This is a genomic window from Parascardovia denticolens DSM 10105 = JCM 12538, from assembly GCF_001042675.1.
Lineage (GTDB): Bacteria > Actinomycetota > Actinomycetes > Actinomycetales > Bifidobacteriaceae > Scardovia > Scardovia denticolens.
Genome location: NZ_AP012333.1, coordinates 1680405 through 1703824 on the forward strand (window position 1 = coordinate 1680405; position 23420 = coordinate 1703824).

The 23420-nt window shown below is 54.1% G+C and carries 28 protein-coding genes and 1 tRNA gene; 13 read left to right on the forward strand and 16 right to left on the reverse strand.

Annotated features, from left to right (window positions below; genetic code table 11):
• From PSDT_RS06985 to PSDT_RS07015, 10 genes are all read left to right on the forward strand, one after another.
• Positions 1–1473 carry a relaxase/mobilization nuclease domain-containing protein gene (locus tag PSDT_RS06985; protein WP_006288616.1) on the forward strand — a complete coding sequence of 491 codons (1473 nt, stop codon included), beginning with the start codon at positions 1–3 and terminating at the stop codon, positions 1471–1473.
• A 105-nt stretch (positions 1474–1578) separates the two neighbouring features.
• Positions 1579–1776: a hypothetical protein gene (locus PSDT_RS06990; protein WP_006288615.1), complete on the forward strand. Its 198-nt coding sequence runs from the start codon at positions 1579–1581 to the stop codon at positions 1774–1776.
• Between the two features lie 194 nt (positions 1777–1970).
• Positions 1971–2201: a hypothetical protein gene (locus tag PSDT_RS08750; RefSeq protein WP_397224213.1), complete on the forward strand. Its 231-nt coding sequence runs from the start codon at positions 1971–1973 to the stop codon at positions 2199–2201.
• On the forward strand, positions 2131–2499 hold the full coding sequence (locus tag PSDT_RS06995) for a hypothetical protein (protein WP_006288614.1): 369 nt from the start codon (positions 2131–2133) through the stop codon (positions 2497–2499). The genes PSDT_RS08750 and PSDT_RS06995 overlap by 71 nt, the downstream gene beginning before the upstream one ends.
• Positions 2500–2656: 157 nt before the next feature.
• Positions 2657–2851: a hypothetical protein gene (locus tag PSDT_RS08595; protein ID WP_223293525.1), complete on the forward strand. Its 195-nt coding sequence runs from the start codon at positions 2657–2659 to the stop codon at positions 2849–2851.
• Positions 2848–3006 (forward strand): hypothetical protein, encoded by a 159-nt coding sequence (locus PSDT_RS08360; RefSeq protein ID WP_006288613.1) that lies wholly within the window; start codon positions 2848–2850, stop codon positions 3004–3006. Before PSDT_RS08595 ends, PSDT_RS08360 begins: the two co-directional genes overlap by 4 nt.
• A 206-nt stretch (positions 3007–3212) precedes the next feature.
• Entirely contained in the window at positions 3213–3929 is a 717-nt protein-coding gene (locus PSDT_RS08685) for a type IV secretory system conjugative DNA transfer family protein (protein ID WP_006290094.1), read from the forward strand.
• Positions 3865–4881 carry a VirD4-like conjugal transfer protein, CD1115 family gene (locus PSDT_RS07005; RefSeq protein ID WP_006290093.1) on the forward strand — a complete coding sequence of 339 codons (1017 nt, stop codon included), beginning with the start codon at positions 3865–3867 and terminating at the stop codon, positions 4879–4881. Before PSDT_RS08685 ends, PSDT_RS07005 begins: the two co-directional genes overlap by 65 nt.
• A 121-nt stretch (positions 4882–5002) precedes the next feature.
• Positions 5003–5584 carry an NAD(P)H-dependent oxidoreductase gene (locus PSDT_RS07010; protein WP_006290092.1) on the forward strand — a complete coding sequence of 194 codons (582 nt, stop codon included), beginning with the start codon at positions 5003–5005 and terminating at the stop codon, positions 5582–5584.
• 282 nt (positions 5585–5866) lie between these two features.
• Positions 5867–7090 (forward strand): alpha/beta hydrolase family protein, encoded by a 1224-nt coding sequence (locus tag PSDT_RS07015; RefSeq protein WP_006288611.1) that lies wholly within the window; start codon positions 5867–5869, stop codon positions 7088–7090.
• Between the two features lie 16 nt (positions 7091–7106).
• On the opposite strand, the gene PSDT_RS07020 is transcribed toward PSDT_RS07015, so the two are convergent.
• The 11 genes from PSDT_RS07020 to PSDT_RS08175 form a co-directional block, all read right to left on the reverse strand.
• Positions 7107–7544: a hypothetical protein gene (locus PSDT_RS07020; RefSeq protein ID WP_006288610.1), complete on the reverse strand. Its 438-nt coding sequence runs from the start codon at positions 7542–7544 to the stop codon at positions 7107–7109.
• Positions 7545–7856: 312 nt separating this feature from the next.
• On the reverse strand, positions 7857–8537 hold the full coding sequence (locus PSDT_RS08700) for a CHAP domain-containing protein (protein WP_317623584.1): 681 nt from the start codon (positions 8535–8537) through the stop codon (positions 7857–7859).
• 39 nt (positions 8538–8576) lie between these two features.
• Complete coding sequence (locus PSDT_RS08705; protein WP_143828276.1) at positions 8577–9071, reverse strand: hypothetical protein; 495 nt, start codon at positions 9069–9071, stop codon at positions 8577–8579.
• Between the two features lie 365 nt (positions 9072–9436).
• The gene (locus tag PSDT_RS07030) at positions 9437–11878 is read right to left on the reverse strand and encodes a VirB4-like conjugal transfer ATPase, CD1110 family (RefSeq protein ID WP_006290089.1); all 2442 of its coding nucleotides are present in this window, start codon (positions 11876–11878) and stop codon (positions 9437–9439) included.
• A 28-nt stretch (positions 11879–11906) separates the two neighbouring features.
• Positions 11907–12299 (reverse strand): PrgI family protein, encoded by a 393-nt coding sequence (locus PSDT_RS07035; RefSeq protein ID WP_006288608.1) that lies wholly within the window; start codon positions 12297–12299, stop codon positions 11907–11909.
• A gap of 22 nt (positions 12300–12321) precedes the next feature.
• Positions 12322–13194 (reverse strand): type IV secretion system protein, encoded by an 873-nt coding sequence (locus tag PSDT_RS07040; RefSeq protein ID WP_006288607.1) that lies wholly within the window; start codon positions 13192–13194, stop codon positions 12322–12324.
• A gap of 18 nt (positions 13195–13212) precedes the next feature.
• A complete protein-coding gene (locus PSDT_RS07045) occupies positions 13213–13467 on the reverse strand; it encodes a hypothetical protein (RefSeq protein ID WP_036737519.1) in 255 nt (84 codons plus the stop codon).
• Between the two features lie 302 nt (positions 13468–13769).
• Positions 13770–14294 (reverse strand): WhiB family transcriptional regulator, encoded by a 525-nt coding sequence (locus tag PSDT_RS07050; RefSeq protein ID WP_081442115.1) that lies wholly within the window; start codon positions 14292–14294, stop codon positions 13770–13772.
• A gap of 39 nt (positions 14295–14333) precedes the next feature.
• Entirely contained in the window at positions 14334–14570 is a 237-nt protein-coding gene (locus PSDT_RS08605) for a hypothetical protein (RefSeq protein WP_223293524.1), read from the reverse strand.
• Positions 14571–14806: 236 nt separating this feature from the next.
• Positions 14807–15433 (reverse strand): helix-turn-helix domain-containing protein, encoded by a 627-nt coding sequence (locus tag PSDT_RS07060; RefSeq protein ID WP_006288602.1) that lies wholly within the window; start codon positions 15431–15433, stop codon positions 14807–14809.
• Between the two features lie 185 nt (positions 15434–15618).
• Complete coding sequence (locus tag PSDT_RS08175; RefSeq protein ID WP_081442114.1) at positions 15619–15858, reverse strand: helix-turn-helix domain-containing protein; 240 nt, start codon at positions 15856–15858, stop codon at positions 15619–15621.
• 168 nt (positions 15859–16026) lie between these two features.
• Here PSDT_RS08175 and PSDT_RS08180 point away from each other — a divergent pair, with 168 nt between their 5' ends.
• Positions 16027–16224 carry a helix-turn-helix domain-containing protein gene (locus tag PSDT_RS08180; protein ID WP_263053132.1) on the forward strand — a complete coding sequence of 66 codons (198 nt, stop codon included), beginning with the start codon at positions 16027–16029 and terminating at the stop codon, positions 16222–16224.
• Here PSDT_RS08180 and PSDT_RS07065 read toward each other — a convergent pair.
• Positions 16181–16257 (reverse strand) — tRNA-Met (locus tag PSDT_RS07065). The two genes, PSDT_RS08180 and PSDT_RS07065, sit on opposite strands and share 44 nt — an antisense overlap.
• Positions 16258–16663: 406 nt before the next feature.
• On the opposite strand from PSDT_RS07065, the gene PSDT_RS07070 reads away from it, so the two are divergent.
• Positions 16664–17638: an ABC transporter ATP-binding protein gene (locus PSDT_RS07070; protein WP_223293523.1), complete on the forward strand. Its 975-nt coding sequence runs from the start codon at positions 16664–16666 to the stop codon at positions 17636–17638.
• Between the two features lie 12 nt (positions 17639–17650).
• Positions 17651–19348: a hypothetical protein gene (locus PSDT_RS07075; protein WP_006288600.1), complete on the forward strand. Its 1698-nt coding sequence runs from the start codon at positions 17651–17653 to the stop codon at positions 19346–19348.
• Positions 19349–19443: 95 nt separating this feature from the next.
• Here the strand turns inward: PSDT_RS07075 and PSDT_RS07080 are convergent, their stop codons facing one another.
• The 4 genes from PSDT_RS07080 to PSDT_RS08615 form a co-directional block, all read right to left on the reverse strand.
• Positions 19444–20613 (reverse strand): Cys-Gln thioester bond-forming surface protein, encoded by a 1170-nt coding sequence (locus PSDT_RS07080; RefSeq protein ID WP_231859826.1) that lies wholly within the window; start codon positions 20611–20613, stop codon positions 19444–19446.
• A gap of 282 nt (positions 20614–20895) precedes the next feature.
• Positions 20896–21375: a sortase gene (locus PSDT_RS08285; RefSeq protein WP_143828275.1), complete on the reverse strand. Its 480-nt coding sequence runs from the start codon at positions 21373–21375 to the stop codon at positions 20896–20898.
• Positions 21376–21924: 549 nt separating this feature from the next.
• A complete protein-coding gene (locus PSDT_RS08610; RefSeq protein WP_006290083.1) occupies positions 21925–22461 on the reverse strand; it encodes a prealbumin-like fold domain-containing protein in 537 nt (178 codons plus the stop codon).
• 50 nt (positions 22462–22511) lie between these two features.
• Positions 22512–23390 carry an isopeptide-forming domain-containing fimbrial protein gene (locus tag PSDT_RS08615; protein WP_006290082.1) on the reverse strand — a complete coding sequence of 293 codons (879 nt, stop codon included), beginning with the start codon at positions 23388–23390 and terminating at the stop codon, positions 22512–22514.
• Between the last annotated feature and the right edge of the window lie 30 nt (positions 23391–23420).

Below are 23420 nucleotides of genomic sequence, written 5' to 3' on the forward strand. Positions count from 1 at the left end.
ATGGCGATCGTCAAGGTCGGGCAGATAAAAACGAGTCTGAATAAAGCCATTGCCTACATCACCAGAGATGACAAAACACAAGACAAATACTACGTGACCGTTTCCTGGTTATTCCCCGATGACCCCGATATCTGGAATCCAAGCAATCTTGCCGAGGCGATGATGCCGGACGATAAAAACAGCATGGCAGGCGTGAAGAAGAACACGACCTTAGCCCGTCACGTGATCCAATCCTTTGACCCCAAAGACGATGTTGACCCGGTCACGGCGCATGGGCTGGGAATGGAATTCGCCAACAGAATCACGGACAATGGAGCCTACAAGTATGTGATTGCCACGCACATTGATAGGAACCATATCCATAATCACATCATCATCTGCAATACGAATGGCAAGACGCATTACAAGATGCGCTTGGATAAGAACACACTCATGAAAAGGTGGACACCCATCAGTGATGAACTGTGCCAGGAATACGGGTTCAGTGTCAGTCCACGCCACGGACAAGACATGAAGACGAGCCAGAACCCAACCTTGTGGCTGCGTAGTGGCGACTATTACGCGAGCCTTCGTGGGGAAGGGCAGAAGCAACGTATCCGTGACATGATTGACCGTGCATGCACGGAATCCAAAACCTTTACCGAGTTCAGCAATACGCTCAAAAAATATCAGGTGGAGGCGAACATTCGTGGCGCACACATCACCTATACTGACCTGGCAACGGGGAGAAAGTACCGTGATAATCGCCTCGGCATGGCCTACGATGAGAGTGCTGTGATGATGAAACTGAACCATCAAGCCTTGAAGCATATCAGTGTCAATCAGAAACTCATAGACTACGAAGACCCCGAAAAAATCCGCATCATCATCCCACACACCAAGGGCAACAAACGTATCACTGTGCCAAAGACCATGGCGACAAGAACCGGTACGACCATCCGTATCTATTTCGGACAGGACACCGGGATTCCTGTCTCCGACCGGCAGGGGAAGGGCATGGGAAAAATGAGTATGCGTGACTTGTACGCGGCATTCGGACAGCCTGCGCAAACCTGGAATGACCTTAAAGACGTGCGACGCCATATGCCACGGATCGAATTGCATGGAAGCGCGAAACAGAACGGATGGATGAGGCATCAGATGCGTATGGCGGGCGAGATTTCCAGGCAGGCAACAGCGCTATCCCTGATCGCACGCAATGGTGGCAGTGCGAATGACGTGATACGGGAATTGACCGGTACGCTCCAACAGGCTGATGAAACACTGACCAGTTTGATGATTGCGCGCCAAGACGTCATCAGCAGGATCGCGTTGGATGAGGATAACGAGGATAGTGGAATACAACTCTTTGAAATCGATGAGCACATGGACAGACTGGAAGACACCATCAGCACACTCCGGACACGGATTCAAGCCGTCGACGAGTCAATACGTGAACATGATCAGAGGCAAAGACCGGGATTCTCCCGCTAAAGATCCGTGTCCACAGGCAGGTGCCTTATGACCCTAAAATCATGAAAAAACGAGGACGATAAAAAGTAAAAGAGAACCAAGGAAATCAACGCTAAGGAGTCACAAATGCCATTGGAGGAACAAACGACCCAGGCCATCAAGGAAGGAACCGAGGCCGTGGCACGCATAGCGGTAAGACTGACAGCCCATGGTGCCCAGGCGCTTATCCAGGCGGTTTTCGGAATCTCGAAAGCAGCGGTCCATAAGACCCATCAGGCAATCAAGGAGCATCGGACGACAGGAAAGATGAGCCTGAAAACCTGAATCGGAAAACAGGCGGAGCCACCGCACGCCTTGACTTTGACTTCGAGCAAGGCAATAGACTCGCAGCCGAGCTGGGAAAGAGCGGGATCGATTTTCATATCAGCCAGAACAGGAAAAACGGTACGGCTCTTGTTGATTTCCCGCTGCAAGCATCGCAATTCGTGCAGGATACACTCTCGCGCATACACCCGACCATGAGCGCGGACGACATCAACCAAACGATCACCGACGCCCAGGAAACAGTCAGGGAACTGAATGATCCCGATATGGAAAAGGTCGATGAACAGTCCCTTGCCCGCGAAGAAGTCGGGCTGAAAGAAGCAGGAATCCCCATGGAAGCGGGGGAGTGCGACCGTGTCGGCCGAACGGCCGGATTACTGGCACGCGACTCCCGCCACCTCGCGGCAGAAAGAGCTTATCGGTGAGCAAGTAGCCCAAGGATTCATCCCGGAAAAAGAGGCGCGGGAATTCCTCCAAGGCGAGCCGACCATCAGCCAAGCGAACGAGTTCTTGAATCAGCATCCACAGACGGTAGACCATCTCGACCTGTACGGCCAAGACAACATCAGCCAGGTCAAAGCCCGGAAGAAAGGGCACAAGCTCACGAAAAAAGACGTGCAAAAAGCGGTAAGGAAAGGCGCCCAGGCCCGCTCGCAGGCACGCCGCACAACCGGCAACGCACAACGCCACACCATGAAGAAACCCGCAACAATAAAAAAGTAACGGCGAAAGGAGCAGTGCGTGATGCAAGCGCATGTCGGTGACATGGTATGGTGCGACGGCAAAATCGTGACGGTGCCGACCAAATACACTCCGGACGATTCGACAGTCGTCTATTATCTCACCCTTGCATGCCATGACGAGCGGGGAAATACAACATATGTGGATGCAAAAGCCGTCAAAAAAAACAGCCCAATGGGTCAGCCTCCAGGAATGGGTGAAAGGTCAAGATGTCATCATCAAAGGCGTCGTAACCAGCCTGGAAACCGTCGGCCTCGACGGTAGAAGCGAAAACATGAAAATTCGTATCCTGAACATGGCCACCCACACCAGCAGACAAGCAGGACAGGCATGAGCATCACCATCGCAGACAGCCTGGCCAACCCGCATATCGTATGTATGAGCGAGCATCATGCGCAACCTGAAGGGCCAAGCCATGCCCTCATCCACAGTCAGCTCAGGGACGAGACCCCCATAGTCGATGACGCCCGCACAAGAGGATACACATGAACCCTACGCTCCAGGAGCGCGCGGCAAATTCCAACCGCCAGAAGGGCAATGGACGAAAACAAGTCTCATCGAAACAATCAAACATGAGGCACAGCGGCGCCAACGTGCGAAGACCCCGCCACCAGCCTCCATGAATCCATGGGCGGACCTGGCCACCGTGATGACGGACGACGATCAAGGAGGCACCAATGACATCGAATAGGAAAATGAGCCCCATCACATGGCTCATCCTTACTCTCATGGGCTTTTATGCGGGCAATATCGTCAGCAGGCCGGTACGCGTATCCTACATAGCGTCCCACGATATTCCAGCCGCGATAAATGCAAGCCTGGATGCATATAAAAACCCGGTCCCCAGTATGAACCGCATGGACCTCATCGCAGGCGCCGCCACGGCAGCCATCGTGCTCCTGGCCTTGCTCTACCACTACAGCGGGCAACACGTCACAAGAGACGGTGAGGAACACGGCAGCGCCGCTTGGGCAAGCAGCACGGACATGCGACCCTACAGTGACAAAAACCCGGGTAACACACTCCTCATGACCCACAGTGAAGCCCTCGGCCTGGATACATATAGGACGAGGCGTAACCTCAACGTCCTGGTCACCGGGGCATCGGGTTCGGGCAAGACGCGCGGCTATGTCCTACCAAACATGACCAACATGGCCACCCGTCACACTCCAATCAGTCTCGCCATCACCGATACGAAAGGCGAAATCCACCACCAAACGGCCGAAAAGATGCGTAAGGCCGGGTGGCGGATCAAAACCTTCAACCTCATCGACATGGCCACCTCAGACCACTTCAACCCGCTGAACTATATGAATCCCGATGATCCGGAAGGAAGCCTCATAAGGCTTGCCGATAACATCATCACCAACACAGGAGCGAACACCAAAAAACCATGGCGACTTCTGGGATAAAGCGTCCAAAAGCCTGCTGACCGGCCTGCTCGCCTACACGTATTTCGCGGAGGATCCGGAAACGCGCAACATGAACACCGTCATGAATATGCTCAGCCAGATGAGCGCCAGTGAATCCGACCCCGACCAGGCGAGCCCCATCGATGACCTTATGGCGGAAACGCGCGCCTTCATCGAGGACGCTGAAGAATCCGCGGATGATTATGACGGAGAAAGCCTTGCCATGCTTGAAGGCCTCGACTTCGCCTGCAGCCAATACCGAACCTACGAGCAAGGCCCCGCAGAAACCCGCGCCTCCATTACCACAACACTTGCGAACCAAACAGCAGGACTACACGCAAGGCGTATTAAAACCATCCTGGATAATGACACCATGCAGCTCGACCAGGTAGGGGACAAGCCCACCGTCATCTACATTATCATCAGTGACACGAACCAGACATTCACGTATCTGGCATCCATCTTCTATCAATGCCTGTTCGAAACCACCATGTATAAGGCGGACCACAATGCGAGCGGCGCATTAACCATTCCATTGCATTGCATGCTGGATGAGTTCGCCAACATCGGCAAGATACCAGGATTCCCGATCCTCATCTCCACCATGCGCAGCAGAAACATGAGCGTGTCGGTCATCCTCCAGACGATCAGCCAAATCAAGGCGCTCTACAAGGACGAGTGGGAAACCATCACCGCCAACTGCGACAGCAAGCTCTTCCTGGGAGGCAATGATGAGACAACCACGAAATGGTATAGCACAATACTGGGCAACCAAACCATTTGGACAACATCAACAACGGAAAACAAGGGAATGAACGGCTCCTACAGCATCCAACAATCCGCACAAAAGCGAGAACTCCTCACCGCGGACGAGCTCGGACGATTGGATAATGCGATGTGCGTCTATATTTTGCGCGGTCTCAAACCGTTCTACAGTCGAAAATTAAGCTAAATCTCTTAGGGTGGGGCGAAAGGCGATGCCCTGGCAGTAATCGAGGGCCTTGCCCATCAAGGATCAAGCCATCGGGACATATCCATGACAACAGGTACGTCCCGATTCATACAATAGGTTCATGAATATCGCAGTGCTTTACGCTTATCCCAATGACAACGGATACAACCACGCCATCCTGAACTCCGTCATGCAGGGGCTGGAAGACAACCCCGCCAGACATTCGGTGACCGTGGTCGATCTGTACAGGGAGAACTTCGATCCGGTCCTACGCTTCGATGAAAACCATCTGCGCCGCAACCTGAACATCGACCCGGATACCGAACGGTACCGTCGGATCATTACCGACGCGGACCTGCTCGTATTCATCTACCCGATCTGGTGGTCCGGCATGCCCGCCATCCTTAAGGGTTTCATCGATCGTGTCTTCTCCAAAGGGTTCGCCTACGTGTATCGGGGAGTGCTTCCCAAGGGGCTGCTCAAGGGCAAGAAAGCATGGGTCGTCACCACGAACGATACTCCGGGGTTCTACGCACGCCTATTCGAGCCCGACTATGGTAAGGTCCTCCATCACCAGATTCTCAAAATCATGTGCGGCGTCACGACCATCAAACACCACCAGATGTCCTACTTACGTAGATCAACCCCACGCAAGCGCACACGATTCCTCACCAAGGTACGAAACTACGCAAGCAAATTGTAGCCAAACCGGCCACGCCGGAATCGAGGGCCTCGCTTCTCAGGGAGACGATAGCGTCGCATCGCCAGCTCGTTCATCCTGAATCCGAGAGCCGTCTTCCACCCCTCCGAGGTGAGGTGTATCCGCTACGTCGCTGATTGAAGAAGACAGGGACACAGGTGCTTGGCAGGATGGACAGAAAAGAAGCCCCTCACTTATTATAGTGCCACACTTGATATACTGGATGGCAACCATTTAATTACTAAAACTTCCCACATGAAAAATCCAGAAAACAGGAGGTAAGTGATGAAGAAAAATGAGGTCATTTTAAAAAGGCAATCCACTCGAATGTTTTTTAAGAATGGTGATACGGATTTTTTCTTTAATTGGTTGTTAGGTATTGGTGAAGTTTTTGGCTTTTCTCACGGAGAACTTTATTATCTTGCCCAAAAGTTGGGCAAATCACCAAAGCCCGATGACTGGAAAAATGTTTTTTTATCACATGGGAACTATCTTGAACAAAAAGTAAGCAATTCAGATTTGAGTAAGCAAACAAAAGCACAGTATTATCTAGCACAGACCTATTCACTTCGTTCAGCAATCCAGTTTATCAATCCAGTTTCTAACGAATATCTGTCTACCGTTCATCAAATGGAGAGGGCGTTTTCTGACGCAATTCATTCACTAGGAGCCCCAGTCGAAAAACTAACGATTGATTATCAAGATTCCTATTTACCGGGTTATTATCTTCACAGCGGCAATAATTGTCCAACCTTGATTATGGTTGGTGGCGGGGATACTTATCGCGAAGATTTATTTTACTTTGCCGGCTATCCTGGATGGATGCGAAGTTACAATGTTTTAATGGTTGACCTTCCTGGCCAGGGGACTAACCCTGGTAGAGGGTTAACCTTTGATGCGAATGCCGCTATTCCAATTTCACTGTGCATAGACTGGTTGGAAGGCAGAAATCCCGAGCTGAATGATCTAGCCATTTATGGTGTCAGCGGCGGGGGATATTTTACCGCACAAGCTGCCGAAGAAGATCCAAGAATTCATGCATGGATTGCGAGTACAGCCATTTACGATGTTGCAGAACTCTTCAGAAAAGAATTTGGATCAAGCTTAAAAACTCCCAGTTGGTTAATGAATGCCATTTTAAAGTTAGCAGGAAATTTGAACGAATCTGCAAATTTAAACCTTAAAAAATATGCCTGGCAGTTTGGCACCTCTGATTTTAAGAGCGCTATTGATGAGGTGTTTAGCCGTGCAAAGGTTGTAGACTATCAAAAAATTCTGTGCCCTTGCCTATTTATCATGGGAGAAGGTGAAAGCAGCGAATTACAACACCAAACCAGGACGATTTACGAAGCGCTTAAGTCTAAAAATCCGCAAACCAAACTTCAAATATTTGAGGCGGAAAGTGGTGCGGACGCCCATTGTCAAGTCAACAATTTGAGACTTGCCCATAATGCCGTTTTTGATTGGCTGGATACCTTATTTGAATGGAATCAAAAAAGGATAAATTAGGGTTGGGAAGTTTTAGTTAATTATTTCCTTGCTGCTTAATGTCCCGCTGATAATCCTCAGGATTATAATCTATTGACATTACGAACCATGCGGAATCCTTATCTTTACGGTTCAGTCGCAAATAGAGAACACCGGAATCCGGATACGGGTCAGAACTGTTAGGAATATTTTCCTTACCATGTTCCTTGCCATCCAAAGAGACCACGCAGCCGATAGCATTATCGTCTATCTTCGTACCCAATATATCGGCAGCAATATCCACGGGTACTGCCGTAAAGGGCGGATCACCATGGTTGATCCAGTGAGCGGTGGACTCCGGATCGACATCCGCGCTGATAAGGTTAGGAAGGAAGAACCGCTTATACAGCTCTTCCTCACGCTGACTGCCTGAACCACTGATGAGCCAGTATGCCGCTTCCACGCCTGCCTGCGTGCATGTGCGTTCCTTATCCATGCCCGATACACGCCCTCGCCGGATTCGCGAATATCCTTTCCATGCCACAACGATTCGGACGACCCTGGTGACTCCTGCACCGTCTTCGACGATGAGGATGTGGCCTGCCGCGAGGAGCCTGCCATACGGCTGCCAATCAGCACGCCCGCACCAATACCCAACACAAGAAGCACGATAATGGCGAGAATGCCAAAGAGAATGATGCGACCTTTTTTCTGCGACCCACCCCATAATGAAATTCCCCCTATGTTTTAATACCAATTTGTTTGCTGACTATGCGCCCAGGCTCGGGATGGCGTACCATACCTGCCTTTAATATACTTCAATCCCCCAATTGATCTGGGTTTGATAATTCGTGCGCCAATCAACACCCATAGTTGCCATCTTATTACCAGGCAGACTCTGCGGAATACCATACGCGCCACTACTCTTATTCTCAGCCTTGTAATTCCATCCGGACTCCTTATTCCACAGCTTCACTAACGCCTGGAACTCATCATCGCCCCACCCGTACTGCTCCTTCATGGTCTTCTTCGCGTACTCTTGAGCGGTCTTCGCATCCGCGGACGCCGCACCCGTATTCCCATCATCATTGACGGGGCATCCTACAGGCGCGTAGGACACTTCATTAGCGCCAGCGGGAGCATCATCACCCGTAGTGGTGGAAGGAGTGGACCCGGTGGAATAAATATAGGTGTACTTACCCCGAGCTGCATCTAAGGCCGCTTTGGAATACTGATCGACAACAGGAGCACCATACGTATTAAAGAATCCGGTGCCTGACCCAGACACCCAGATACTACCATCCAAATCAATCTGCTCAACGACAGCGACTTGCCCGTAAGGGCCGGCAGAAGCGCCAAGGACACCACCTGACATACTCACGATAGCGCCAAGACGTGGCGTATCTCCCGTCGGATACCCGTGCTTTTTCGCGGACGCGGCCCAATCGACACCATTGCCCATGTGATGGTCGACATGCAAGCCCAGCATCTTCCACCGGTTAGCGACCCACCACGTGCACTGCTGAAACTAGTACGCGGAAGTATCATCCTCGAACCATGAAGGCTTGATACCCAAGGCTTGATAATCTACCGCGGTCACGCCGCGAACCCGTGTGGTCTTTAACCCCTCAAGCTTGCCACTGGTAGCGCCAAAACCACCCGCCGCAACGGCATTCCCGGCATCGCATCCCGATTGGCCGCTAAAGGAACTCATCAGTAAACCAATGGCGGCAATAAGCGCAACAATAATGCCGGCAAGCGGAAGAAGCGCTAAACCGATACCACTCAAGCCAGAGGCAACCATCCGGGCGACCGCCTTGACCGTTTGCATGGTGGAGCGCGCATACTTCAACTGTTTTGCGGCAAGCTGGGCACGCCTGACTGACCCATGGGCTTTCCCGAGAGCCTTTGCGCCTGAGCGGATGGTTTTCACCCCTGCGCGTGGAGCCTGGGAAACAAGATGGGATGAGGATGCAGACAGCCGAGTAAGCTCATCATCCGCACCCGACTCCATGCCATGCATGGAAGCGCCTACCGTGTTCGACACGCCTTTTCCATACGCTCCGGGAGACTTCCTCAGTCCCGTGCCTACGCCCTTGAGTATGGATCGAGGAGACTCCTTCAATCCTTTTCTCAACAGGAAAATACGACGAGACACGCGGCCCTTAAATGTCATCTTAGGGCCGAGAGGTTTACCATATTTCACCCTTCCGACCACGGTCCTGATACCCTGATATGTGTGAGCGGCAGCACCACCCACAGCACCGGCGACCCCCTGGACGGCTTTCACACTCGTTTTCGCACCCATTCGAGTGACCTGGGTTGCGCTCGTCGCCTGATCATACAGGCTGTCGGAGGCCTGATGCCCTCCGGGCTCATACGCAGGCATCAGAGCACACCTCCCGCTTGCGGTAGGCCGTCGCCGAACCTGATCGAATACAATTTCGCTAAAAGATTCCTTTGATTCATACGATTATTGAAACCGAGGGAGACACCGTTCGTGTTGAGCAGACCACATCCCGCTTGCGCGGTCGTCATCAACCGCACCTGTTCATCCGACAGTTCGAGGAGATCCTGGAGCATTTCCGCATCCGTCGTCTTCTGATTCATCAGCAGAAGAAAATCCGCGTTCGACAGCATCAAACGTGCTTGATCATTGCCCAAGAGCTCATCGATGTTCTGAGTGATGCCGGTAACGCCCAGGCCATATTTGCGTGCCCTCTTATAAATGTCCAGGAAAGTGCGGATGGAATACTCGTTATGGAAGAAACGGTGGAACTCATCCACATACAACCATGTGCGCAAACCGGTATCACGGTTCGCACGTACCAGGCTCCAAATCTGGTCGAGAATGACCATCATGCCGAACGTTTGAATCTGACCGGCCAAAGCGGACACGTCAAAAACAATGAACTGTCCGGAAAGATCAACATTCGTCAGGTGCGCGAAACCGGAAGAGGAACCAGTCGTAAACATCTCCAGCTCGGTGACGAGATCCTGTGCTTCGGGAGAAGGGTTCTCCACGTCCACATACACGCGTTTGATCTGCTCCTTCAGATCCACCAAGGTTGGTTGCGTATACGATCCGGTCGAATCCAATTGAGCGCGCGTATCCCTGTACACGTTCATCGCGGCCGTATCGATCATGCTTCGTTTGAGCTGGCTTAAACCTGTCGTGCCGCCCATCAGGGCACCTAACAGATCCAAGACAACCGATACCTTGGAGCGCACGGGGTCGGTATCATCGCTACCCGTCAGATTAATATCCATCGGATTCATATGTTGCGTCGAGTCCGCGGAAATGGTGATGACCTGTCCGCCCAAAGCCTGCGCCAGCGGCACATACTCATGTTCGGGATCGATGATGACCACGCGATCGGCGGAATTCAATACACGCTGCGCGATCTCGGCCTTAGCGGACTGGCTCTTACCTGAGCCGGTCGTTCCCAGGATGAACCCGTTGGAATTCATATGCTCGCTACGATTCACGATTACGGGGTTGCCGCTGCGTTCGTTGATCCCATAGAACTGGCCGTGAGGCTCCATGATTTCCTGAGCGGTGAAAGGGATGAGAATCGACGCACTATCCGTTGTCAATGCTCGCCTCATCGGCAGTCTATCGACGCCCAATGGCAGCATAGCGTTCAGGGCTTCGGGCATCATGTAACGCGTCACGCTCATCTTGCATGACAGTCGACGTGCGACACGTTCCACTTCCAGAAGCGTTTGCTTGAGCTCATCCTCACTATCGGCGCTCATGCTCACCAAAACAAGCGTGTCCAGTATACGCTGGTTCGACGTACGAAGCTGATCAAGCAACGTAGTCATTTCATCCACACGCTCGGTAATGGAATCAGGCACGCTCTCTGCGCCCAATCCCTGCCTGGCGAGCTTTTGTACGGTCCTGTCATATTCGCCCTTGACGCCTGCCTGCTTCGTCTTGACCTTTTCCAAGCCGGACGCGCGATCCCATGGCGCGATATGCACGTTGACCACTATCGGAGCGGTGATATCGGCCAGATCGGAGATAAGGGTATCCGTTAACTGTGCCGGCCATGCCTCCAACCACACATGGGTCATGAACGTCTCACTTCGGGACGATAGAGTAATCTGATCCTTGTTCCTGAAATCCATGCTCCATGGAGTGACGAAATCCTTCGCCCGCATATTCTTCGGCGCTTGCTCGAAGAGCTCCTCGCTAAAGGTGAAGGGCTCATCCGGTTGCAGCATCGAGCCCAGGACACGAAGGCGCTCACCGCGATCAAGACGATGTGCCGTGCAGCCACTCATGGAAGCAAGCTGCGTCTTCAACCCTGACAGGAGACGATTGAGCCTGACGACTGCCTTGTCCTGGCCGATCTCCTTGACGCTCATGGTAATATACTTGTCCGTCACCGTGCTCGACGCCAGGCCTTTGAGTTGGTCGGCGGCGAGCTCATTAAACGACCGGCGATACGAATCCAAACCATCACGACCCTCGGCATCCATGTACACGCCACGCGTGACGCTACGCCCGTTGAGCATACGATTCGCACTCGTCACCTGAATACGCGTATTCTCGTCAAACATGTTCAACGTACTCATCCATGCGTTCAAGATCTTCTTCCGCGTATCTACGGAGGCAAGCTGATAATTGACATCACTAATCAGTGCCGTCGCGCTCCACCAGCCAGCCCCGACATAGGCGATGCCATCCTTACGGATACCATGCAGAAACACCATGGATGCCGCAGTCAAAGCTTCCCTCTTCGCCTTCCGCGCATGCCCCTGATCCACATGAGACCCACGATTCCCACTCAATCCGAACATTGAAAACTCCTTAAGAACCATATTTTTTTAACCATTGACTGATGAACGTTCAAGCGTCCTGGACGGTAGGCGCTATTTCGACGTGCTCGTTGACGATCTTGAGTTCGCGCCGCGTGGCATGCCTGTCATGAGGGATCTCTCCCTTACGGATGAGAGGCTTACGCATCAACACGATGCGCCACTGCCAATACCGGACAAGAAAATCCTCCACAGGCAGTCCGGATTTTTTGAACCAGCCCACCAATACCAAAAGCGCGATAGGAATGATGATGACCTGATTAACAGCCTGACTCACCTGGCTGGGGGCGAGGAACTGGCAGACGATCGCGCCCACGGCGCATAGGACAACACCGTTCATGCAGAGGAACTGGCGACCAGTCAGCCCGAACCATTGCTTCGGGTCTATTTGGTTGATATCGGTAGGGACATCCATCACAAGCATGGTGAGCCTTCTTTCCTCTTCCCTAAGCTTGGCCGAACAAGGCTTTGGACGCTTTCTGACTAATCAGCACGAGAGCGACCATAAGCACACTGACCGTGACCAGATCCATCCAATGAGTAAACACCACCTCATTAAGCGACAACGAGCCTAAATTCTTATTCCCCGCGAAGAGACTATTCGCAACAGGCTGATATACGGCTAGGCCTATCAGGAGCGTGATATTGCTAAACGCACACGACGCGTACTCGCGGATATACGCCTCACCCCAACTTTTCGTCCCGTCATAGGACAGGAAGGCGATGGGAAGAGAGCCAAACGCGGTCAAGATCAGCAATTCCACGAAACGTGCAACAATGAGAACCTGGACAGCAAGGCCGGCCAGACGAGCGATAAGAAAAGGAATAAGCAGCATAATGATTGCGACTAATTGTTGGCCAAGATTCGCCTGTCCCAAAGCTCCACTGTTTTCCAAAGCATCGCCTAATTTAGTAGCCTTATCGTCCGCACTAGCAGTATTTGGCAGGGTAATGAGCCTGCTGACTCCCGTGCCGATCTGCTGAATCAGATACGTGATAAGCTCACACAGCCATGACGCGTTCATTGCAGCCATATACACGATAATGATTTTGAATAACAACTTCGTAATCGTGCGTACACCTTGCGTACCATCCTGATCGATGCTCTGGCTGGCATGAAGGATTTCCAGACTGAACACCACCGCCAACACGGTCATGGCGACGGGCTTGACCGCGGTGGTAGCGATATTCGTCACCGTCCGATAGGCGTCGGGATATTTACCCGCCGGAGTCTGAGTCAACAGGCTTGATATTGTCGGATCCATCCCCTGGCTGATCTGGTTCAGCAGGGATCTTAACCCATCCTTGAAATCAAACATGATACGGTCGGACCTTCGTTACACAAGAGTCTTGAACAAGCCGGCAGCGGCAATGACGATCGCGCCGCCGACGATCTTCCACACGCCATTTTGAATCTGGGGAGAGTTATGGTCGGACAGACCGCCACCCAAGGTGACGGCACCCCACACCGCCCAGAAACCGCCACCGACAACGACCCAGGTCGCAAGCGTGCTCAACACGTTCGTCACGACACCATTCGCGTCGGCGGCAAGAACCGCCGAACCCGCCTCAATAACCGTAGTGGTAAACATTATTTTCTCCTTAGCGATCTCTTTCCAATACCCGTGAGCGCACATGGGTGCGCTCACGGCCTGCTCATTCATCATCCCCGAAACGTTCCGGGGATGAAGGACATAAGGACAACGATGAATTTTTCAGCGGTCGAACGTTCGACGAGCCATGAGACCCGCCCCGGCTAAGACCATCAAACCGGCCGAAACAACAGCAAGTGGAACAATGGACGCACCCGCTGCGACGGCGGCGGCAACACGTGAATGATTCCTGATCATCCTCATTTCCTCCTTAGATCGATTGGTGGTAAAACTTAAAAACCTTAGAAAAGAGCCGGCTGGACACAACGGCCCGGAACAGGCTCAATGTCGGCTACACGAATAATCCCATTAAGTTCGATATCCCCAGCCTGGACACTGACCATGCGTGCACGCTTCCTCCGCCAGTACGCGCGATTATGCGAGTGGCTGGCATGATGGATGGCCCGACCGATCACACTGGGATCCTTTTCTATCCATTCGGCGAATCTCGTGAAACGTTCGTCTTCGCTCAATGCGGCCGTGTCCTCATCGGGATGAGCCTGCCGGTACAGACTCACCAGACTTTTACGCGCATACGACGGCACGCCGCCATAGACGCCAAACTCGGCATTGATGGCCGCGCCCCACGCGGCGCACTGAGCCTTGACGGGACACGTGGAACAATACGTTTTCGCATGCGCCACCGTGTCGGGATGCGCGCCATCCGCGAAAAACAACTCATCGGCACGAGCCGGTGGGAGTGTCGAACACTTCGATGCCGAACGCCACGACCGCGTTGAACCGGTTGATCCAAATCCTTCCATCATTAACCCCTTAAACCTTGGGAAAACATTGAAAACATGGGCTTATCGAGCCATGGGAGTGACTTCGCGCGCGGCAAGGGTCTCACGAATCCGTTCGACGCCATAGCCGAATCGAAGCAAATCCAGGACGCGCGCTGCGCGTGAATCCACCACGCAATCCCCGGGATTCGTGTATCCCAGAACCTGCTGCACATGCTCGCAACCACGGGAATGCACATGAACACGGGAGACCGGGGAAGAATCCGCGAAAGCCCCTGTGGAAGGCCGTGGAACACTCATCCGGCCCGTAACCTGCGTCCAGTTACGCTCCAACCGTTCGGGAGTGAACGCCACGGACCTCCAAAACGGCTGGCCGGCATCCAACGCCCACCGAGCGGTACGCTCCACCCGCTCCACGCCAAACGCGGCCACAAGACGGGCGGCCGCCGCAAGCTGCCTGCGCTCGAACCTCGTGCGGGCCTTCTCGGATTTGAACGGCGCGAGCTCAACACGAGCGGACTCACGCAGTGAAGCCATCAACGAAACAACCCGCTGCGCATCCCCACCCTCATCCCGAGCGGTGGGGGGGCATCGTCCCCACGGATGGCATCGGGTATCCGTCCGTCAGGCCCATCCGGGAAACCACCGTCGGGAATCGCCGCCACATCGCCTTCATCCCCTTCAAGGGGATAAAGAGGTTTAATGGATGGTTTGTGGTCCACCAGTGAACCCCCGCTCCGTGCACCGGTGAACCCTCGCTCCTCGTCGGAATCAGACGGGGGCTCATTTTGAACCCCCGCGGAAACCGCGGAATCATGCGATTCTTCACGGGGGTTCATTTTGGGCCCCCGCTCCTCCCGTGAGCTATCCACGGTCAATTCCACATGCAGATCCCAGACCACGGGACGACGGTCGATACGATAATGGGCGACCTTTAACTGGTCGCCACGACTGATGAGCCCCCGCTCTTCAAGACGCCTTAAAATACGCTTGATGGTGCTTCTGGACAAGTGGGACTGCTCGACAAGGGTGACAATGCTCGGGAAGGCATCCCGCCCTTCATCGTCCGCACGGTCCGCAAGATACACGAGTATCAGACGCGCGGACGCATCCGCACCTACAGGGGCTCGCCTCAACGCCCAATCAACTGCCGCGACACTCATTGGTGCTTCCTAACCATAAAAGTTCCGGTATTCCTCGACCATCGTCCGCAATGAACCACTTCGGCCCTAGAATCGTGTATAGTGAGAAGCGGTTCATGGGTTTCCTCGCTTTGGGCCCATGGCCAAAACATTGAAAACTCTCCCTCCTGCCTAACCCCGGGAGGGAGCTTCCATATACAAACTGATCACGCATTTTTCACATCCCGCGAGCGACCTAATAGTGAATCTGTAGAAATCTGAAATAAATCTGCAATGATGTTTATTTCCGCTGTTGTAAATGCAGTCTGATTATTGATTTTTCTTGTTACTGCTGATCTAGATATATTGAGTGCTCTAGCTAAGTCGGATTGTGACATGCTATTTGCAATTAGTAGAAGTCTGATAGTTTTACCTATCGTATCTGATGATAACTTTATGTAATTCATGGTAACATATAATAGTCAACATTGGTCATTTCTGAGATCATCGGAGTGTCGTCTTGCTAATTTAGGGAATTTCTGGTTACCATATGTAATGTGGAAACAGTCGAAAAGAAACCAGTGGCGACGAAGAAACGCGGTTTGCAAGACCTCGTTAGTTTTAATCTGCGAATGATGATGGCCGCAAGAAGCATGAACCAGCAGGACATGGCGGATGTCCTTGGTGTTACAAGGCCAGCAGTTTCGCAGAAGTTCTCTGGGAAACATCCGTGGAGCTTGGACGATATAGAAAAAGCCTCAGACTTCTTTCATGTGAAACCTGAGGCATTGGTAGCGGGGCATGGATTTGAACCATGGACCTCTGGGTTATGAGCCCAGCGAGCTACCGAGCTGCTCCACCCCGCGTCGGCACGTCCTGTGAAGGACAGCTCTTACAAGAGTAATGGGAAATTGAAATTTGTCAAATCGCGTGTCGCCACCAGCGAATTCCGTCATATTGTCGAATGGGTTGCTGCCGCCGGAGATTGTCGGAGGAGCCACCCACCGGTCATAGCCAAGCCAAGATAGCCAAGCAAGTTTGATATCGGTCGGGGCAGGCGGAGTCCTTGGCGGCAGGAAAAGTCGGAGATATTGGCGGACAAGGCCGCACCCGTATTCCTCTGGAGGAAAATCTTTCTCCCCTGCGAGCCGGCGAACAGGTCAAGGCATGAATCTCATTTCGGGACGGATTATGTTAGACTGAGGCCAATCAACGATTGAAAACGGAATCGAGCCGAAGACGGAAGAGGTCAGTATGATCAAGGAAAATCCGATGATGCAGACACCGCAGCCGCAGCAAGAGTCACAGTCGGTCCCGACCGGCTGGCAGCAGGAACGGCTCCGGCGGCAGCCGCCTCAGCCGCAACCAAACCCGGGACAAATCCAGCAGCCGGCACCCTATAACGCCGAAGCCGCCATGAGCATCCGGGGCCTGGCCAAGGTCTTCGGCAAGAAGTTGGCGGTCAACCGAATCGATCTGGACATCCCGGTCGGCTCTTTCTACGGGCTGGTCGGCCCGAACGGCGCCGGCAAGACGACCACCCTCAAAATGGCGACCGGACTCCTTCGGCCGACCGCCGGAGGAGCGGCCATTCGCGGCACCGACGTGTGGGCCCATCTGAACGAATGCAAACGCAAGATGGGGGTCATGCCTTCCAGCGACGAACTTTTCACCCGTCTGACCGGCCTGCAGACCTTGGTCTACGCCGCCATGCTGCGTGGAATCAACCGGGCCACCGCCAAGGACCGGGCAACCGACCTGCTCGCCGCCCTCGACCTGACGGATTCGGCCAACGCCCTGGTACAGGACTACTCAGCCGGAATGACCAAGAAAATAGCCCTGGGCACCGCCCTCATCCACTCCCCACAGCTTCTGGTCCTCGACGAGCCTTTCGAAGCGGTGGACCCCGTTTCCGCCGCCAACATCCGACAGATCCTCAAACAGTACGCATCCACTGGCGGCACGGTCATCATCTCATCGCACGTCATGGCCCTCGTGGAGCAGCTGTGCGACCATGTGGCGGTCATCTCCCAGGGGAACATACTGGCGGCCGGGACGACGCAGGAGGTCAGCGGGGGCATGTCCTTGGAAGACAAATTCCTCAGCCTGGTCGGCGGCATTCATAGCGAAAACAACCTGACCTGGTTGAACCAGCAGTCCGCTCCAGAGAATGGGCAGGAGCCCGGTCTGGCGCATCCCGCGCCGACTGCCACAGCCAGCCCCCCATCCACCCGGCAGGAAGATTAAGGAGGGCGTCGTATGGAAGGCACTTTGGTCAGTCTGCGTTACGCCCTCACCTTCTCCCGCATGAAGAAAAGCAAATGGGCGGTTTTCTCCCTCATCCTCAGCATCCTCATCGCCGTGGCCGTAGTCGTCGGAGCGGTGGTCATCGCCATCCTGCTCGCCCCTCGCCTGTCTTTCCCCGCAAATGCGGCGGCCCTGGGGATGGGGGTCATCATCATATCAACCATCATTGGATTCTTCTGGCTTTTGTCGGTCCTCCTCATCAGCGGCCAGAGCGGTTCCTTCAACCTGCGCCAATTCAGCATCTACGGAATCGAAGACGGGACCCTGACCCGAGGGATTTTCCTATCCAGCCTTCTGGGCATTCCGGCCATCGGCACCCTGGCGGCCTCGGCCATCCTCGGGCTCCTCTGGTGCCCCGCCTCCCCCTGGCTTGGCCTTGCGGGTTTCCTCGGCGGTCTGCTCTCGGCGGCCACTGTGATCATCATCCCCCGTACGGCTGCCCAAATGGTCGACACCCTTGTCCTCAGCCCCCGGGGACGGTTTTTCCTTAATGTACTTGAGTACGTCCTCCTCATCGCCATCTTCGAACTGCCGGCCATCCTGTCCACATGGTTTTCCTCCTCTGTTTCCGGCACGAGCTCGGCGGCGGCCAGCGGCCAGATCTCCCACCTCGTGAATTCCTTCCTCTCCGGTCAAGTCCCCCTGCCGGCTTTTCTGAAGGTTTTAGGATGGCTTCCTTTTTCCGCCGGTTTCATGATTCCTTCCGATTTCCTCGCCGGTTCCCCCTTTCTGGCCCTCCTTCGCCTGCTGGTCATCGTCGCCAGTCTGGCCCTCTGCTACGGAATCTATAGCCTTTGCCTGGACAGGCAGGCCAAGAATCCCCCGATGGTCAAAAACGTAAAAGTAAAGGGCTTGGGCGCCTTCAACCTCGTTTCCGACAGTCCTCGCGGGGCCGTTCTCGCCCGGCTGATCATCTCCTGGCAGCGTGATTCGCGTTATCTCCTCTCCGCTTTCAGCTACCTCGTGCTTATCATCATCTATACCGTCATAGCTTTGACCAACAAGGAATTGCGGAGCGTGCTCCTGGCGACCCCTCTGATCATCGGCCTGCTCTTCGGGATGAGCGAATACAACAATCTCGCCTTCGACGGCAAGGCTTTCACCCTTTTCGCCTTGTCAGGAGCCGCCGGCCGAGTGGATCGCACCGGCCGCCTGCAGACGACGGGAATCCTCGGAATCGTTTTCCTGGCCGTTTCCAACCTGATCATGGTCAGCCTGCACCCTCTGGAAGCCATGGGGGCGCCCGCCCTTCAAGCTGGAATCGGTTACATGGTCGTGGCCGTCACCTCCCTATGTCAGCTGCTTGCTGGATTGGGGATTTGCGCCGTCTTTTCCACTCATTTCATCTTCCCTGTCCCTTCAATCGACCAGCCCTTCAAACGCCCCCAAGGGGCCCCCGCGTCCATGGCGGCCGTCGCCCTGCTTCTACCTCTCGGCATTTTCCTTTGCTCCCTTCCCGGAGCTATCGTGGGGGTTATCGCGGCGTTCACCGCCAACGCCTCTTTGGGAATCCTCGGCATAATCATTTCCCTGGCTGCAGGAGTGGGAATCCTGATTGGAGGGACCAGGGCCGGAGGCAGGTCCATTGATCAGCGGACACCGGAGATTTTGGAGAAGTTGGAGACCGTCGTCGCCAATTCCAACGACTGAAATCTTCATAACTGGGAAATAAAAAGATAAATGAAAAAAAATAGGCAGGTCACCCTGCCTATTTTTCATGTGGAACCCTTATCCAGGAATCTCTTTCAGGATCTCATGGAAGCGGCACGCATATGCCACATCACAAGCGCGGCTCCAAGGACGAAGACGATCGCCGAAGAGAGGGAGATAAGGGTGACATCGCTCCCGGTCTTAGCCAGCGCAGGCTTCTGATGAGCGACCGGAGTCCGGGGCGCGGAAGGCTTGCTTGGTTGCGAAGGCTTCACAGGCTTGCTGGGCGTGGGCTTATCAGGGGTCACAGGTGTGTCGGAGGAGTCGGCCGGAGGAGTCGCAGGGGGAGTGCTCGGAGGCGTGGTAGGCGGAGTCGTCGGAGGAGTCGTCGAGGGCGGAGTCGTCGGAGGCGTTGTCGGCTGCTTCTCGTCCACGACCTTCAAATTGATTCCCTGAGGAGCGTGAAAATCGGTCGTCAGGAGGCTCTGGAAGCCTTCCAACTCACGCTCGAAATTCTTCCAACGCGGTTGGTAGATATTAAGAGTCTGCCCTTCAGGAGTCTGATCGGCACTTTGAACGAGGGCGAGCGCGGCTTTCCGTTCATTCTCATACACCCGACGAGAGGTATTCAGATCCTCGGAGTCGGTATAGTGCCAGATCGCCGCCTGCGTGGCCCAATAGAAACCTTCGTCGCTCAGGTGGAATCGTGCCTGGATACCAGCCTTATCAACGGTCTGCCCGTTTTCCTTCCGATAGCCATTGTAAATCACACGAAGCACGTCCTGATAAAGAGTCGACTTCTCCCGAGGCGTCTGCGCGGTGGAAGCAAAGAGATTCTCAGATCCCTCTTGCTTTAAATACTCACTCCCAACGGAGGGACCTCGCTTGTGGAGATTGAAGCAATAAATCGGTTCGATGATCGCCTTGTTGTCATCGCCCACGAGCTTCTTTTCGAACATCCCCTTCGTAGAGCCTTCAATATGGAATCGAATGGCGGAATCGACGTGCTCCGACGCCTTCACCGTAAAGTGCTGGTCAGCCGCTTTCTTATATCCCGCAGGCGCTTCCACCTCGGAAAGGGTGTAGTCGCCATCGGCCAGTTTCACTTCGTGGACGCTTCCATCGGACACCCATTCCGCAACCACCTGACCATTGCAGGTGATCCGGAGTTTCGCGCCTTTCAGGGGTTCACCGGAGTCATCGGTCTTAGTCACGCGGACCACTGTAGCCGGAGGGGCGACGTTGTTCTTGGGTTTACACGCCATAGCCGGGGTCGCGGTTGCCCCGAACATAAAAGCGATGGCAGCGAATAAAGCGAGGAAAACCGCTATTCGCTTCGATATGAGCTTCATAATCCTTCTTTCAAAAATTCAATTTTTGGATTGTATATTGACTTATTGCCTTGAGTCCATCCACATGAGCTTCCGATATCATTCTTCAGCTCTTCATGGACGACTGTGGTACTCAGCATACTCCCAGGTATGGAAATTGCTGAAGAACGCTGAGGAAAGGCGCAGCCACTCTTGCGGCTTGCCTCAGCGCGGAGTTTACGGCCTGCCATGCAAGGCGCGGGGAAACCTCGGACGGGACAGAATCCTGATCAAAGAGATGATGACGACCAGAATGATGGCGATGACGGCCCCGAAAAGACCATAGAACCAGATCCTGCGAGGAGTGTTGTCGAGAGTGGGAGACGCCACATGCGACCGCTTATTCCATCCTGGGGGCAACGGAGCCCTCCGGGCGTGCACCAGAAGCCGATGCGTGTTCACCCCGTAAGGCGTGCAGGTGACAAGAGTGACCAGATCCTGTGAATTCCTGATGGCAAGACTGCCCGCATCGGTAGGAAGGACGGTCTCAACGCTGTAAACCTGATAAGCGTGATCTTCACCAAGCACTCGGATGACGAACCAATCGCCGACCTTCATCTCGTTGAGCCTGTCGAAAAGCCTGGCCGTCGGCAAGCCGGTGTGCCCGGCGAGGACGGAATGCGTGGATCTGCCGCCGATGGGAAGGCTGCTTTTTATGACATGCCCTGCCCCCCCGGGTCAGACTCGCATCGACAGTACGATGGAGGATAGGCAGGTCAACGCTGATTTTAGGGATAATCAATTCCCCCATCACCCCATCGCCATTAAGATTCAGGGTGTCATCATATTCGATGTCGCTCGGCGAGACCGTATTCGGATCAAAGGGGTCGGTGACCTGGGAGGTGCCCTGCAAAAGACGCCGGTTGTAAGCCTCGGCCTTTTTCTTCTCCGACTCCAGTCTTCGATCGGGAGTGGCCCTGACCCTGTTCTCCAAGACTTTCACCGTCTGGCTTTGCGCGCGCTGATTGATGATATCACTGACGAAGGGATAAAGAAGAAGGCCCAGACCCGCCATCATGATGAGCAAAGGCCCGATGAGGGAGAAAACCCGACGTTTCATTAAAACCTGCCTGACATGTCCCTGCGATTGACCGGCCGCGTCATGACCGATGCCATGACTCCCCACTGTTCATGGAATGATCCATTCGATTCATCCTCTTTCGCAAAATGACCGGACCACACGCATGATTCCATAGCGCAGTCCGGTCATTTAATCATTATCACCCCTTGCCGCCGAAGGCGATTAGGAGTGGGACACTTTCCTGGAGGAACGGATGACAAGGGCTGAGCCGCCGCCCAACAAAGCGATACCGGCAAGGACCATGGGGTGATGTCGGCGGCGCCGGTCACTGGCAGGGTGGGGAGCTTCTTATCAACCACATCCTGCTGGGAGACGGCGTAATTGTTTTCAGCGATGTTCGCCGTCGCAGGGTTATCCGATTTGGCTGTCTGACCATTCAGAGTGAATCGCAGGTCAGGGGTCTTCTGGTAACCGGAAGGCACTCCGGTCTCTTCCGTCGTATAGTCGCCGGCGGCCAGGTCTTCAAAGAAGACGTAGCCATTATCGTCAGAAGTGGAAGTCAGGACCTTCCCATTCGAAAGCTTGAGGGTAAAGGTGGCCCCTTTCAGGGCTTTGCCTGCTTCGTCCACCTTCTTGAAGACAAACCCGTAAGTCTTCACGGTGACAGGGATGGTCGCGTTGTCCACGGTCGTGTCGGTGTAAGGATTGGGGTTGAAGGTCACAGTCGCGGTGTTGCCCGTCGTGCCTTGCGCGTTCGAAAAAGCCTTGTCCGTCAGTTTGGCCTTGTAGGTAACGGTGACGGGGTCCCCCGGATGGGCCAGGATATAAGTCTTCGCGTACTTGATCTTGAAGGAGTCGGCGGAAGCGGTGAGAGTGTAATCAGCCCGGATACGGCCTTCTGTCCGTTGACTTCGATAGACGCAGGGTCGATCTCCAAACCTTCTGTCGGCTTATCTCCGATGATGAAGGTAGCATTTGCGGAATCAGCGGGATAAGAAGGGACCGCGGTCGAAACGGTGAAAGGAACGGAGTCCCCCACGCTGTGCTTGTCAGTCGACGATTCGCCTTCATCAACCGTCTTCGTCACATTGACGTCCGTCTTCTTGACGTTGATCGGGTCCAAACGGCGCGTCTCATACCTCTGAGCGCCGGGAACGGTCTGAGAGGTGGCGTCGATCACCATGTTCTGATAAACGCGGGTCTTGCCGCTTGTGCTGGTCATGCGGACCAGGTAATAGCCGGACCCCAGGGTTAGGGTCGCGCTGGTCCCCTGGGCGGTCGCGGACGTATAAGCCGCTTTACCGGTCATTGCGGTGGCGATCTTTGCGGCCGCGTTTTGCATAGCGCTGCCCTGTTTGAAGGACGTGCCATCAGTAGCGACGGGGGAAAGCTCATCGGCGGAGTCATATTCCGCAGGAAGTCCTGAAACGAAATGATAAGTCAGATTGTTATGGGCGTCGATATCAGCGTCGGCAATCTGGTAAGCGCTCACGGTATCCCCGTTCAAAAGATCGTTGACGGTGAGCGTTGAGTCGGCGACGTCAGTGCCACTGGTCGGAGCGGCCATCGCAGTCATGGGCGCCAGAGCGACAGCCGCGAGCGCGGCTGTGATGACAGCGCTTATTTTCTTAGCGGAAGTGGTGAATTTCATCACTTGTCTCCTTATCTTTAATTTTTCCCC